This window comes from Sporofaciens sp. JLR.KK001 (assembly GCF_036941055.1).
In the GTDB taxonomy this organism is placed as follows: Bacteria; Bacillota; Clostridia; order Lachnospirales; family Lachnospiraceae; genus Sporofaciens.
The window spans coordinates 1,231,187-1,244,431 of sequence record NZ_JAYMNO010000001.1; the positions used below are offsets into that span (position 1 = coordinate 1,231,187).

The window sequence follows — 13,245 nt, forward strand, 5'->3', positions numbered from 1 at the left end:
CAATACAACGCAGAATGGAGAGACGGTCATGGATGTTTTGACGCAAATTAAGAATCAATACGATACGTTAAGTAAGACGCAGAAAAGGATTGCGGATTATATTCAGCAGCATACGAATACTTGTTGTTTCGCAAGTTTGAAGGAGATTGCCGCTGCTACAGGGACGACAGAGGCGACTGTGATCAAATTTTCCAGAATGATCGGCTATACAAGTTTTCAGGATATGAGGAATCAGTTGAAAGAAGGAAAGCCGGATTGGACATCACCTATTACTACAGAAGCCTTTTCGGATCTTCCGTTCGAAGAGCTTTTCAGACGGAATAAGACGCAGCAGGAGGAGAATTTTGCGACGATCTGGGAAGCGGGAAATGAAAAGGCTGTTAAGGATGCAGTAGAACTGCTGCAGAATGCTAAGAAGATTTACTGTGTTGCATGTGATTTTTCCAGTGCGTTATCCCGGTATTTCCATGCCCGTTTTACGCGCCTGGGGCTTAATATTGAGGATGTCGGGAGCAAATCCACGCCGGAAATCCTGCATTCACTGGCTTTTGCAGATGAAAAGGATCTAATCGTTGTATTTTCATTTGCGGAATATAGTAAGATGACGCTGGCGGTAGAAGAATATCTGAGTGTCAATGGAATCAAGATACTGTGCTTTTCAGACAGAGTCTCAAGTCCGGCGTCTCTTATGGCTGATGTGTCTATCATATGCAGTACCAGGCATTTTATCCTTTTGAATTCCATGACATCTGTGATCATATTGATCGATCTGCTTGCGGTGGCATTTTTTAACGAGAATAAGGTGATATTTATACATCATAAAAGGAAGCTTGATAAAATGCAGAGATATCTTTTTGAAAAAGGAGTAATGCCTCTTGACCGTATGGATCCTCTGTGAAAAAGGAGGAAGAAGATAGATGTCTTTGGAAATGAAACATTTCTTGATCATATGTCCTTTGGCGTTTATAGCCGGGATTATTGATGCGATTGCGGGAGGAGGAGGCCTGATCACGCTGCCGGCATATATGCTCGCCGGTCTGCCTCCCCATTTCGCGATCGGAACGAATAAGTTAGGGGCAGGACTTGGAACGGCCGTCGCGCTGGGGAAATATATGAAAGACGGATATGTGAGGCTTAGACAGGCTGTTGTGTGTATTGTCTGTGCCCTGGCGGGTTCCGCGGCGGGAGCAGGATTGGGGATGTTAGTGGATGATGAGATCTTTGGATTTATTATGATCCTGGTTCTTCCGGTAGTTGCTTTTTACGTATTGAAGGAAAAAGATTTTGATAAAAAACGAGAAGTGTATACCGCTAAGAAGATGATCTGCTTATGTATTCCGGTTGCATTTGGCGTAGGGGTGTATGACGGGTTTTATGGAGCCGGCACCGGTACCTTCTTTCTGCTGCTGCTGACAGGGGTGGTTCATATGAATCTGCGGGAAGCCAATGGGATGACGAAGATCAGTAATTTGGCAACGAATATAGCGGCATTTACAGTTTATCTTATGAATGGCCGTGTACTTTGGACATTGGGATTGGCAGCAGGAGTATTTGGTATTGCAGGAAATTATATCGGCGCTGCAGTTTTTGAAAAGGGCGGCTCAAGGATTGTAAAGCCTGTTATGTTAATTGTATTGACGGCTTTTTTTACAAAGATTTGCAGTTCATTTATAGGAGGCAGGTGAGAGGCTCACCTGCCTCTTGTTCGATTACGCAATTCTTTTGTGAAAAATAGTAAAAAATGTGCACATATTTTTGTGCATATATCCTAAAATTATAAAAATCCACCAAATACGACAGATGCCGTTTTGAAAAGAACGAAAATTATGTATAATTTATTTACAACATAATTTCAAACAAAGAAAGGAATGTGAAAAGATGTATAGCAAATTAATGACATGTTTGGCCAGTGTAAAAGAGAAGATTGATTTTAAGCCGGAGGTTGCTTTGATCTTAGGTTCCGGGCTGGGAGATTATGCAGACGAGATCAGAATCGTGGATACCATCGAATATACCGAGATCGAGGGATTCCCGGTATCAACGGTCAAGGGGCATAAGGGACGCTTCGTATTCGGATATGTGGAGGAGACGCCGGTAGTGATCATGCAGGGACGTGTACACTATTATGAAGGATATCCCATGTCTGATGTGGTTCTGCCGACCCGTCTGATGGGAATGCTCGGCGCGAAGAAGATACTCCTTACCAATGCGGCGGGCGGTGTGAACGACACCTATAAGCCTGGAGACTTCATGCTGATCACGGACCATATCACAACAGGGGTTCCAAGCCCGTTGATCGGACCTAACATAGAAGAGTTGGGAACCAGATTCCCGGATATGAGCGAGGTATATAGTGTGCGCTTACAGAGCGTGATCCGGAAATGTGCGGTTCAGTGTAAGATTGATATCAAGGAAGGCGTCTATGTACAGTTCACAGGACCGAATTATGAGACACCCGCGGAAGTCAGGCTGGCAAGGATCTGGGGCGGCGATGCAGTCGGCATGAGTACGGCATGTGAGGCGATGGCGGCGCGCCATATGGGATTAGAGGTCTGCGGGATCTCCTGTATCACCAATATGGCGGCAGGCTTGTCCAAGCAGGAATTGAATCACAAAGAGGTGCAGGAAACTGCAGACCGTGTGGCAAAGTCCTTCAAAGAACTGGTCACGATGGTAGTAACGAGTATATAAGCTTATTGCAGTTAAAACAGCATAAAGAGTGAGAAAGAGGGTATAAGAAATGAAGAGATACAGACGTATATTTACGATCGTGATAGATTCGCTTGGCGTGGGAGCCTTACCGGATGCGGCAGACTACGGTGATGCGGGAACGGATACGCTCGGTCATATATCACAGCGCATGGAGGAATTCCATATCCCCAATCTGCAGAAGCTGGGAATGGCGAATCTCCATCCCCTGAAGCAGGTGGAAGCGGCTGAGAGGCCGATGGGATATTATACATATCTGAGTGAAGCCAGTACCGGGAAAGATACCATGACCGGTCACTGGGAGATGATGGGACTCTATATAACGAAGCCGTTTCAGACATTTACGGAGAACGGCTTCCCCAAGGAGCTTCTGGACGAATTGTCAGAGAGGACGGGGCGCGTGATCATCGGAAATAAGAGCGCCAGCGGAACCGAGATCCTGGAGGAGCTGGCGGAAGAGGAGATCGCCACAGGACATATGATCGTGTATACATCGGCAGATTCCGTTCTTCAGATCTGCGGAAATGAAGAGACCTTCGGGTTGGAGGAGTTGTATCGCTGCTGCGAGATTGCCCGCGAGATCACCATGAAGGATGAATGGAAGGTCGGCCGAGTAATCGCAAGACCGTATGTGGGCAAGAAGAAGGGTGAGTTCAAGAGGACCAGTAACCGCCATGATTATGCATTGAAGCCATATGGAAGAACTGCGCTTAATGTATTAAAGGATGCCGGGCTTAGTGTGATCTCCGTGGGAAAGATCTTCGATATCTTCGACGGAGAAGGTCTAACAGAATCGAACAAATCAAAGAGCTCCGTACACGGGATGGAGCAGACGATTGAGATTGCGAAGAAGGATTTTGAAGGGCTGTGTTATGTGAATCTTGTGGATTTCGACGCATTGTGGGGACACCGCCGTGATGTGGAGGGGTATGCGAAGGAGCTGGAGCGATTCGACGTGAAGCTGGGAGAACTGCTGGGACTTCTAAGGGAAGATGATCTGCTGATCATTACGGCAGATCACGGCAATGACCCAACGCATATAGGCACGGATCATACGAGGGAAAAGGTGCCGTTCCTTGCGTATTCCCCATCCATGGAAGGCTGCGGGAAGCTGGAGGATGCACAGACCTTTGCGGTGATCGGAGCAACGATCGCGGATAATTTTGGACTGGATATGCCGGATGGAACCATTGGAAGTTCTGTCCTGGACGAATTAAGATAATAACAGGAGTTATAGTGAGGATTCCCCTCTCAATGAAGATTGTGTTGAATTTGGTCGGTATTTGCACAAATCCTCTATACAAAAGATAGATTGTCCTTTATAATATGATACGAGCGTCAAAAGTACCAGACAGTGCTGATGAAGAGCAGCTGAGAAGGATGGATGCAGAGTTATGGGGGGATTATAATGTATAAGGGATTGCGCAGGGAGAATTATATCCTCTGCTTCGGCCGCCTGGTTACTGCCATGGGAGCTATGGTGTGGCCGATGCTTACTATGATCCTGAGTCAGAAGATGGGAATGAGCGCCGAGCACATTGCATGGGTCATGTCAGCGTTTGGAATTCTGTCGCTGCCGACGAATCTGATAGGCGGGAAGATGGCGGATCATTTCAATAAGAAAATGAATATTGTATTTCTGGACAGTATATCGGTTGTCTGTTATGTAATCTGTGCGGTGATCCCCTTGTCTGCGGTGTCAATTATATTGATGTTCATTGCCGCAACCAGTCAGAATATGGAGCAACCGTCTTATAATGCCATTACGGCAGACCTTACCGTAACGGATGATCGGGAGAGGGCATATTCACTGCAGTATCTCTGTACGAATCTGGGCTTCGTGATGTCGCCGACGATCGGAGGTTTTCTGCTCCAGGATTATCTGTGGCTGGCTTTTCTGCTGAGCGGAACAGCGATTGGCTGTTCTACGGTATTGATCTTCTTTCTGGTGAAGGATATCACTCCGATGAAGGATACCAGCCAGAAGGCTTTTTATCAGACCAGCAGGGAGGGAGAAGGGATCTGGACGGTTCTGAAAGAAAACAAGATGATCATCCTCTATATTCTGGCGGTCAGCGGCTTCTATGCAACCTATCAGATGTATAATTATCTGATGCCGCTTGATTTGGCGAGGATCCATGGCGGCAGCGGTGCGGTCATATTCGGGTCGATCACCAGTGTGAACTGTATTGTGGTAGTTATCTTCACTCCGCTGATCACCAGAATGTTCCCGAAGGTTTCGGATACGGTTAAGACCATGCTTGGACAGGCTCTTTTGGTGGCAGGTTTTGCGATGTTCTGGCTGTTCGCCGGACGGATCCCTGTTTATTACATAGCTATGGTGATTCTGACATGGGGGGAAGTATTCAGTATGCTTGCGGAGAGCCCATACCTGACGAAGCGTATGCCGGCGAGCCACAGAGGGAGGATCAATGGAGTGGAAGGGGTTCTCCGTACAGGCATCACCAGTGTGTATCAATTGTTGATTGGTTTTATCTATGGCATTGGAACGTCTGACGCCGCCTGGGCGGCAGTCTTGATTACCGGCAGTCTCTTTGTAGTGCTGTGTTTTGTATTGATCGTGGAGGATAAGAAGGTATATAAGAATCTGTATTTGTAGTTTTAGTTAAAGGATAGTGAGGGTGCAACGTGAGGCTGTTTGATATATTTGGGAAAAGAGAGGAAAAGGATATAAAGGAGCTTGAGATCTACTCTGGTATGCGCGTAGTGGTGGAAGACACGGAAGATCGTATGCTTTTTATTGCGAATCTTAAGAATCTGTATAAGGATACGGCAGAGCTTTATCAGTTCTCGGAAGGGGATATTTTTCAGGATGTGGACATAGAGTCATATCGCGGATCGGAATCTCTCTATGTTAAGCTCCGCGGTTTTAATGACTGTGAGAGAAAGGCTGTCTTTATGGAGGGAATCGTCACACCCGGACAGAGGCATGTATGGCAGGTGAGAAATCTGACGGTTGTAAGAGTTGAGAACGAGCGTTCCTTCACACGTCTGAATACAGATATCGATGCGGTTGCAGTATCGCCCGGCGATGATGAGAGAGTCTGCAGGCTGTTGAATATCAGTGTGGGCGGAGCGAGTATAGGAACAGAATACCGGTATCACAAGGGCGATACATTTCTGCTGAAGGTGAAACTGTCTGGAGATAAGCCTTCGGTTATGTATTGTGAAGTGCTGCGGGTGATAGAGAAGGAGACGGCGAAGTTCGAATACGGATGCAGATTCCTTGAACTGACCGAGGCTGACCAGGAGCAGATCACGAGAAGTATGGCGTTGATCGCAGAGGGTCAGGAGATATAAGGCATTGAAAGCTCCCGCGTGGGTCCGTAGGTCATGTGTGTACGGACCCATACACGGGAGCTTTGTCTGTATATCTGTTATGCATGAGAGTGATAGGTTATCTTCCTGATATCTGGTACGGCAAGCAGGAGCGGGTACAGCACGAAGGCGATGATAAGTCCGCCAAGTCCCTGGATCAGATTGGCAGGGATACTTGCTGCCGCGGCAGATGCACCATACAGCGGGATCTCACAGAGGAAATATCCTCCGGCTACGAGGATGATATCTGTGATTCCTCCGAGGATGACAGCGGTGTATTGGGTCTTGGAGGTCTTCCCCAACTTGTGGTAGATCATGCCTGCGATGAATGCGATAAGCCCCTTGACGGCAAATGTGATCGGTACATAGATAAAATACCCGCCGAGCAGATCTGCCATAGCCGATCCGATCCCGGCTGCCAGAAGCCCCCAGACTGGTCCGAGGATGACCCCGGAGAGGATTACAATGGCATCTCCGGGATGTATGTAGCCGCCTGTTCCGGGAGTTGGGATCCGGATAGACATAGTCGCGACACATGCCAGTGCGGCGAACAATGCTGTCATGACGATTTGCTTCAGATTCGTATTGTTGTTCATAGTGATAGCCTCTTTTCATTTAGATTAAGTATTATACCCATGGGATGGTGTTTCAGCCTGATAGAGATACTTTATACCCAAACTGGAATGAAAAAAAGGTCCAATATATATAAAAATAACCAGGCCAGTAGGCCTGGCTAAATAGATTATCCAAGGAATCCGAATACATTCAGGAATATTCTTTCATCCTCAACTATTATACATGAAAGGCGGAAGTCTGTTCAGAGAGATTGAAAAAAGAAGTGCTTCTATTGGTACAGAGACGTGATATGCAATAATGGGGTTCGTTGCTTTACAAAAACAGACAAATACGCTAAAATAATAGGAAAGAATTGCTGTGAAAGGAGTAAACGAGATGGAAGAGAAGAGAAACAGCATGCGTATGAGTTTGTCAGCTCAGTTATTGATTAAAAATATGGGAGATAATTTATTGGAAGAGGAGGTAGAGATTGAAGTTCTGGACGTATCGAAGACTGGCGTGGGATTTATCTGTGACAGACCATTAGAGATTGGGGCGGTGTACGAGACTAATCTGAAGATCTGGACGGACGAGGTGATTCATGCATTTCTTAAGGTGGTAAGGATAGAACAGACCAAGGAAGAGAAGTATATATGTGGAACGATCTTCATCGGGCTGCCGGAGATGAATGCGAAGAGGATTGAGGTATACGATATGCTGAAGCGTATGGAGATGGGGAATCTGGAATAAAGGATGCTGCAAGAAGAGACTTCAAAGTCTCTTCTTTTTCCGTTTTTTTGTCAAATGAATTTACGGAGGATTTTTGTGATGGGAAAAATTAAAGCAATGTGGGAGAAGGATGGATATATCCTCAGATCTTCAGAGAAAAATGATGCTGAAAACTATTATCAGCAAAACTATAACCCGCTTGACCCGGAGGTTGCACGTCTTACAGGGTGTAAAGCTTCATTTACCCGAGATGAGGTTGTAAGCTTCTTCCAGTCATGTATTGATGATGAGAACCGCTATGATTTCTTGATTGTTGATCCTGACGGACAGATCATCGGTGAAAGTGTTATCAATGAGATTAACTGGGATCTGCGGAGTGCGAATTTCCGTATAGGGATTTTCCGAAGTGATTTCCGGGGAAAAGGAATCGGTTCCTGGGCGATCCGTATGACTTGCGGCTTTGCCTTTGAACAGATTCATCTGCATCGGTTGGAATTAGATGTATTCTCTTTTAATCCGAGGGCGGAGCAAGCATACCTCAAGGCGGGTTTTAAGCGAGAGGGAGTTCTGAGAGACGCTGTGAAAGATGGGGATACTTATGCAGATGACATATTGATGGCGATGTTGGAAGATGAGTGGAAGGATCTGGATTCATTGCGTATACGATAAATTCTGCATTTACAATCTGTGCCAGATGCGCCTCTCCGGCACTGCTTGTCCGGCAGGGAACGGAGCGTAGAACATTGGCTTGCAGAGGAACATCTGACACAGATATTAAGGCTGTTATAAGAGCTCTTCTTTCTTCTCCAGAATCGCTTCGCACGCGGCACATGCGGCGCAATCACAATATTTGGCGCCGGAAGCTTTCAATTCCTGTCCGTGGGCGTGTATATTCTTCGCCAGTTCTTCTCCGAATAGCTGTGCACCGGCCTCAGATCCAGAGAAAGCGATCAACTGGTCGATCGGCATAATGTCTTCTTCGAGTTCTGCGATGAGATTCCTGGTTGCCTCGGTTTCCTTGTCAGTTCCAAGAGCGTCCAGCCAGTTCTGAGCGGTCTCCTTAGCTTCCGGGCAGCAGGAAGAGGCTGCGATCAGTTCATTTACCTTCTGTGTTACAAAGTCTTTTACTTCTGCGTTCACGATAATTTCTCCTTTCGATCATGTGTATCAGGCATCATTGTATCGTTGGTCTTGCGTTCTTGAGATTCGTGTGGATCCGTTCAAGCATCCTCTCACACTGGCGGATCTCTTCTTCAGTAAAACCTGTATAGAAGATATTCGTCATCTGATCCGATACTTCCGTATAGTCAGATTGAAGCATCCGCGCCCTTGCTGTGAGCGTAAGCAGAGTCTTCCTGCGGTCCGTCGGATCGGCGATCCGGCAGACAAGACCGGAATCTTCCATCCGGTCGATCATGCTGGTCAGGGTGGTCGCGGCAAGCCCGGTCCTGTCAGCGAGTTCTCTTAAGGAAATGTATTCTTCCTGCCACAGGACATAGAGGATCCGGCCCTGCGCCCCATTGAAGGCATCAATATTCTTCTGAGACAGGATCCGTTCAAAGATTCTGTCGCTCAGACGCTTGATCTGTGAAATAATATTGCCTCCTCGAATCTCCATAGCAATGTCCTCCTTTATAGGATTATACTATATAGGAGTAAAATTGTAAAGGGGGTTGGAAGAAGATGTCGAATTTAAGTTGTTTTTTTATCACAGCTATGATAAACTTATAATTGTTCTATATAGAATTGTTCTAATAGGATTAGAGGTGATAGATTGGAAACAAAGGGTAGATTTTATATTACGCAGATAAAGCAGCTTCAAGATAGGATTTTTGAAAGGCTATTACTTGAAAATGGCATGGAAATAAGCGGCGGGCAGGGAAGAATCTTATTTATTTTATGGAAAACTGACAATCTTACAATCAGCGAAATAAGTGAAAAAACTTCTCTTGCTAAAAATACGGTATCCGTTGTGATAAATGGTATGGTAAATAAGGGAATTGTGGAAAGGAATATCAATCCAAAGAATCGCCGTCAGACCATTGTGTCGCTTACGGAGTATGCAAAATCAATGCAGGAAAAATATGAAGCTGTATCTCAGCAGATGAACATGTTGTTTTATCAAGACTTTTCAGAAAAGGAGCAAAATCAATTTGAACGGTATCTTGCCCGAATACTAGAAACATTGATAAAAAATCTGCCTTCAAACAAATAATTGGCTTAGAGATTCTGAGAGTCTGCAAATTAGAAAGGGAGAGTGAATGATATGAAAGCATGGGTTTTACACAAGGAGAATGATTTGAGACTTGAAACAGCGGACAGACCAACGCTTGAGGACAATGAAGTATTGATCGCCGTAAAAGCGGCGGGCATCTGCGGTTCTGATATTCCGCGGATCTATCAGACGGGAGCCCACATACACCCATTGATTCCCGGACATGAATTCTCCGGTATTGTGGTGCAGACAGGAGCGTTGGCAGATCCTGCATGGCAGGGACAGCGGGTAGGCGTATTCCCGCTGATACCGTGTAAACTGTGTCCGCCGTGCAGTAAGAAGCAGTATGAGATGTGCCGGAATTACAGTTATCTGGGTTCTCGAAGGGACGGAGGCTTCGCGGAATATGCGGCAGTTCCGGAAGAGAATCTGATACGCCTGCCGGAGCAGGTGACCTATGAAGAGGCGGCTATGTTAGAGCCGATGGCAGTGGCAGTTCATGCGATGAGGCGCATTGGGGTAAATAAATCTGACAGTATTGCTATCTGCGGTCTTGGTACGATCGGCTTGCTGCTGTATATGTTCCTTATGGAGGCGGGAATGCAGAATGTATTTGTATTCGGCAATAAAGAATTCCAGAAGCAGACGCTTATGCAGCTGGGGCTTGAGGAGGATCATTACTGTGACATCAGAGAATATGACACTGACCAGTGGATCATGGAACGGACCGGGGGGACGGGAGTAGATGTATTCTTTGAGTGTGTAGGTAAGAATGCAACACTGGTGCAGGCCATTAATCAGACATCCTTTTCAGGAAGGATCATGCTGGTTGGGAATCCCTTTGGGGATATGAACCTGGAGAAATCAATATACTGGAAGATCCTTCGGAATCAATTGACGGTAATGGGAACGTGGAATTCTGCATTTACACATGAAGAATCGGACGACTGGCATTATGTGTTAAAACGTCTGGAACATAAGCGGATTGTGCCGGCGAAGCTGGTCACGCATCGCCTTCCATTGAATCAGTTGGAGCGGGGAATGCACATTATGCGGGATAAGACAGAGGATTATGTGAAGATTATGAGTATGATATAGTTCTGGCAGCCGATGTTTCCATAATTTCTAACAGCGATAAATATTCGGGTAAATCTCCTGAAAAGTATTGACAAAATCCTTTTTCTGTGGTTACATTTCCGTATGAACATATGAATATCTATTCATATGAAAGGGGAAACATTTTTAATTCAGGAGGATTTTACCATGGAAGAGAAAGGACGGAATACGATAGATACTTGCGGCTGTAACCATAGCCATGATCACGGCCATGACCATACACACCATGATCACTGTGGCTGCGGTCACGACCACGGCCATGACCATACACACCATGATCACTGTGGCTGCGGTCACGATCACGGCCATGACCATACACATCATGATCACTGTGGCTGCGGTCACGATCACGGCCATGACCATACACATCATGATCACTGTGGCTGCGGTCATGATCACGGCCATCATGCCCACGACCACGAGCCTGTACAGCGCCAGGAAGTAGCGTCTATGCCAGAGGGGGTAGAGAAGCGTGTCTATATCCTTGATAACTTGGGATGCGCGAATTGTGCGGCGAAGATGGAGCGTCAGATCCGGGAATTGCCGGGAGTGAAGATGGCGACAATCACATTTGCGACGAAGCAGCTTGCGGTAGCGGCAGATAACCAGGAAGAACTGCTTCCGGAATTCAGGAGGATCTGCGCATCCATAGAATCAGAGGTCACCGTGACTCCAAGAGAAGAGGAAGCTGTGACATATAAGAAGAAAGAAAGCGTGTTTGCAGATAACCGCAAAGAGATCCTGTCGGTGGCGGCAGGCGCAGTCTTATTTATTGCCGGGGAAGTATTAGAGAGGACGACGGCAGAATCGAAGATTGGCGTTGTGCTGTTTGTGGCCGCTTATGCCATTCTTGGCTTAGAGATCGTATGGACAGCGGTGAAGAATCTGACGAAGGGTCATGTGTTCGACGAGAATTTTCTTATGAGTGTGGCGACGCTTGCTGCGTTTGCCATCGGAGATTTTGCGGAGGCGGTGGGTGTTATGCTGTTTTACCGTGTCGGAGAGATCTTCGAAGATATTGCGGTGAGCCGCAGCCGTTCGCAGATCATGGAGGTAGTTGACCTTCGTCCGGAGACGGTCAGTCTGGTACAAGGGAACGAAGCCCGGACGATTCCGGCGAAGGACGCCAGGGCCGGCGATATTATCCTGATCCGTCCCGGCGACCGTATTCCTCTGGATGGGAGGATCATAGAGGGAGAGAGCCAGATCGACACCTCGCCTGTAACCGGTGAACCGGTACCGGTGAAGGTATTTCCGGGAAAGGAGATCTATTCTGGGTGTGTCAACGATACGGGTGTGCTGAAGCTTGAGGTACAGAAGCCGCTTGGTGAATCCATGGTCAGCCGTATCCTGGATTCTGTGGAGAACGCGGCTGCCAGTAAGCCGAAGATCGATCGTTTTATTACCAGATTCGCAAGGATCTACACGCCGGCGGTGGTGGCGGCGGCAATATTGACGGCTGTCGTTCCGTCATTGATAACCGGGGAGTGGAATTACTGGATCTATACGGCGATCACCTTCCTTGTCATCAGTTGTCCGTGCGCTCTGGTGCTGAGTGTTCCGCTGGCGTTCTTCTCAGGTATCGGTGCGGGCTCGAGAAAGGGGATCCTGTTCAAAGGCGGTGTTGCGATCGAAGCTTTGAAGGATATCAAGGCGGTGGTGATGGATAAGACTGGAACGATCACCAGGGGGAATTTTGCAGTGCAGAAGATCGTAACCATGGACCGGCTGACGGAGAAGCAGATCCTTACGATTGCGGCCGACTGTGAATTGGGTTCTACTCATCCCATTGGAACGAGCATTGTAACAGAAGCACAGAAGAGGAAGCTTACGCTTACGCGTCCGGAGCAGGCAGAGGAGATATCCGGGAAAGGAATCCGTGCAGTATTCCCGGAAGGGACTGTGCTCTGCGGAAGCAGGGGGCTGATGGAGGACTATCAGATAGATACTGGGAGATATCAGAAGGATGTATACGGAACGGAAGTTTTGATCGCGGTGGACGGCAGGCTGGAAGGATATCTTGTGATCGCAGATGAGATCAAGGAAGAGGCGGGCAGTGCAGTGAGCAGAATGAAGTCCCAGCGCCTTCTGACAGCAATGCTTACAGGGGATGCGAAGGATAGCGCAATAGCGGTGGCGCAGCAGACCGGGATAGATGAGGTACACGCACAGCTTTTGCCGCAGGATAAGCTTCATAACCTGCAGAAGATAAGAGAGAAGCACGGCGCGGTTATGTTTGTCGGCGACGGGATCAATGATGCGCCTGTCCTTGCGGGGGCCGATGTGGGAGCGGCGATGGGAAGCGGAGCCGACGCGGCGATCGAGGCGGCCGACGTGGTATTCATGACGTCCTCAATGGATGCAATACCGGAGGCTGTAGACATTGCGCGTAGTACCGGAAGGATTGCGATGCAGAACGTTGTATTTGCTCTGACAGTCAAATTCCTGGTTATGATCTTGGGATTTTTCGGGTATGCTAATATGTGGATGGCGGTATTTGCCGATACGGGTGTGGCGATGCTCTGCGTGCTGAACTCAATTCGTGTACTGTATACGGTGAGAAAGAGTTAGAAAACATTACG

The 13,245-nt window shown here is 47.4% G+C and carries 15 protein-coding genes; 11 read left to right on the forward strand and 4 right to left on the reverse strand.

Annotation, left to right across the window (positions count from 1 at the left end):
- The first annotated feature begins 28 nt into the window (after positions 1-28).
- The 6 genes from VSQ62_RS06710 (at position 29) to VSQ62_RS06735 (ending at position 6,030) form a co-directional block, all read left to right on the forward strand.
- Entirely contained in the window at positions 29-898 is an 870-nt protein-coding gene (locus VSQ62_RS06710) for a MurR/RpiR family transcriptional regulator (protein WP_334633895.1), read from the forward strand.
- Positions 899-917: 19 nt separating this feature from the next.
- Positions 918-1,685, forward strand: coding sequence for a sulfite exporter TauE/SafE family protein (locus VSQ62_RS06715; RefSeq protein ID WP_334633897.1), 768 nt, complete (start codon positions 918-920; stop codon positions 1,683-1,685).
- A 193-nt stretch (positions 1,686-1,878) separates the two neighbouring features.
- Positions 1,879-2,691 (forward strand): purine-nucleoside phosphorylase, encoded by an 813-nt coding sequence (locus tag VSQ62_RS06720; RefSeq protein WP_334633898.1) that lies wholly within the window; start codon positions 1,879-1,881, stop codon positions 2,689-2,691.
- A gap of 49 nt (positions 2,692-2,740) precedes the next feature.
- Positions 2,741-3,931, forward strand: coding sequence for a phosphopentomutase (locus VSQ62_RS06725; protein WP_334633899.1), 1,191 nt, complete (start codon positions 2,741-2,743; stop codon positions 3,929-3,931).
- 186 nt (positions 3,932-4,117) lie between these two features.
- Complete coding sequence (locus tag VSQ62_RS06730; protein WP_334633900.1) at positions 4,118-5,329, forward strand: MFS transporter; 1,212 nt, start codon at positions 4,118-4,120, stop codon at positions 5,327-5,329.
- A gap of 29 nt (positions 5,330-5,358) precedes the next feature.
- On the forward strand, positions 5,359-6,030 hold the full coding sequence (locus VSQ62_RS06735) for a PilZ domain-containing protein (RefSeq protein WP_334633902.1): 672 nt from the start codon (positions 5,359-5,361) through the stop codon (positions 6,028-6,030).
- Positions 6,031-6,107: 77 nt separating this feature from the next.
- Here VSQ62_RS06735 and VSQ62_RS06740 read toward each other — a convergent pair whose 3' ends face one another.
- Positions 6,108-6,644 (reverse strand): ECF transporter S component, encoded by a 537-nt coding sequence (locus tag VSQ62_RS06740; protein ID WP_334633904.1) that lies wholly within the window; start codon positions 6,642-6,644, stop codon positions 6,108-6,110.
- Positions 6,645-6,981: 337 nt separating this feature from the next.
- Between VSQ62_RS06740 and VSQ62_RS06745 the strand changes: the two genes are divergently transcribed.
- Positions 6,982-7,353: a PilZ domain-containing protein gene (locus tag VSQ62_RS06745; RefSeq protein ID WP_334633905.1), complete on the forward strand. Its 372-nt coding sequence runs from the start codon at positions 6,982-6,984 to the stop codon at positions 7,351-7,353.
- 78 nt (positions 7,354-7,431) lie between these two features.
- Positions 7,432-8,001: a GNAT family N-acetyltransferase gene (locus VSQ62_RS06750; RefSeq protein WP_334633906.1), complete on the forward strand. Its 570-nt coding sequence runs from the start codon at positions 7,432-7,434 to the stop codon at positions 7,999-8,001.
- A 114-nt stretch (positions 8,002-8,115) separates the two neighbouring features.
- Here VSQ62_RS06750 and VSQ62_RS06755 read toward each other — a convergent pair whose 3' ends face one another.
- Both VSQ62_RS06755 and VSQ62_RS06760 read right to left on the reverse strand, forming a co-directional pair.
- Positions 8,116-8,472: a molecular chaperone Hsp90 gene (locus VSQ62_RS06755; RefSeq protein ID WP_334633908.1), complete on the reverse strand. Its 357-nt coding sequence runs from the start codon at positions 8,470-8,472 to the stop codon at positions 8,116-8,118.
- A 34-nt stretch (positions 8,473-8,506) separates the two neighbouring features.
- The gene (locus tag VSQ62_RS06760) at positions 8,507-8,950 is read right to left on the reverse strand and encodes a MarR family transcriptional regulator (RefSeq protein WP_334633909.1); all 444 of its coding nucleotides are present in this window, start codon (positions 8,948-8,950) and stop codon (positions 8,507-8,509) included.
- A gap of 156 nt (positions 8,951-9,106) precedes the next feature.
- Between VSQ62_RS06760 and VSQ62_RS06765 the strand changes: the two genes are divergently transcribed.
- Together VSQ62_RS06765 and VSQ62_RS06770 are read left to right on the forward strand one after the other, a co-directional pair.
- On the forward strand, positions 9,107-9,547 hold the full coding sequence (locus VSQ62_RS06765) for a MarR family winged helix-turn-helix transcriptional regulator (RefSeq protein WP_334633910.1): 441 nt from the start codon (positions 9,107-9,109) through the stop codon (positions 9,545-9,547).
- A 51-nt stretch (positions 9,548-9,598) separates the two neighbouring features.
- Entirely contained in the window at positions 9,599-10,645 is a 1,047-nt protein-coding gene (locus VSQ62_RS06770; RefSeq protein WP_334633911.1) for a galactitol-1-phosphate 5-dehydrogenase, read from the forward strand.
- Positions 10,646-10,789: 144 nt separating this feature from the next.
- On the opposite strand, the gene VSQ62_RS06775 is transcribed toward VSQ62_RS06770, so the two are convergent.
- A complete protein-coding gene (locus VSQ62_RS06775) occupies positions 10,790-11,056 on the reverse strand; it encodes a hypothetical protein (RefSeq protein ID WP_334633912.1) in 267 nt (88 codons plus the stop codon).
- A gap of 57 nt (positions 11,057-11,113) precedes the next feature.
- Here VSQ62_RS06775 and VSQ62_RS06780 point away from each other — a divergent pair, with 57 nt between their 5' ends.
- Positions 11,114-13,234: a heavy metal translocating P-type ATPase gene (locus VSQ62_RS06780; RefSeq protein WP_334633913.1), complete on the forward strand. Its 2,121-nt coding sequence runs from the start codon at positions 11,114-11,116 to the stop codon at positions 13,232-13,234.
- The last annotated feature ends 11 nt before the right edge of the window (positions 13,235-13,245 follow it).

Bases quoted from the DNA above. Each gene is read 5' to 3' on its own strand.
- VSQ62_RS06770 (WP_334633911.1), top strand. From the start codon at position 9,599: ATGAAAGCATGGGTTTTACACAAGGAGAATGATTTGAGACTTGAAACA.
- VSQ62_RS06740 (WP_334633904.1), bottom strand. From the start codon at position 6,644: ATGAACAACAATACGAATCTGAAGCAAATCGTCATGACAGCATTGTTC.
- VSQ62_RS06750 (WP_334633906.1), top strand. From the start codon at position 7,432: ATGGGAAAAATTAAAGCAATGTGGGAGAAGGATGGATATATCCTCAGA.
- VSQ62_RS06730 (WP_334633900.1), top strand. From the start codon at position 4,118: ATGTATAAGGGATTGCGCAGGGAGAATTATATCCTCTGCTTCGGCCGC.
- VSQ62_RS06715 (WP_334633897.1), top strand. From the start codon at position 918: ATGTCTTTGGAAATGAAACATTTCTTGATCATATGTCCTTTGGCGTTT.
- VSQ62_RS06725 (WP_334633899.1), top strand. From the start codon at position 2,741: ATGAAGAGATACAGACGTATATTTACGATCGTGATAGATTCGCTTGGC.
- VSQ62_RS06775 (WP_334633912.1), bottom strand. From the start codon at position 11,056: ATGACCGCAGCCACAGTGATCATGATGTGTATGGTCATGGCCGTGATC.
- VSQ62_RS06710 (WP_334633895.1), top strand. From the start codon at position 29: ATGGATGTTTTGACGCAAATTAAGAATCAATACGATACGTTAAGTAAG.
- VSQ62_RS06720 (WP_334633898.1), top strand. From the start codon at position 1,879: ATGTATAGCAAATTAATGACATGTTTGGCCAGTGTAAAAGAGAAGATT.
- VSQ62_RS06760 (WP_334633909.1), bottom strand. From the start codon at position 8,950: ATGGAGATTCGAGGAGGCAATATTATTTCACAGATCAAGCGTCTGAGC.
- VSQ62_RS06780 (WP_334633913.1), top strand. From the start codon at position 11,114: ATGCCAGAGGGGGTAGAGAAGCGTGTCTATATCCTTGATAACTTGGGA.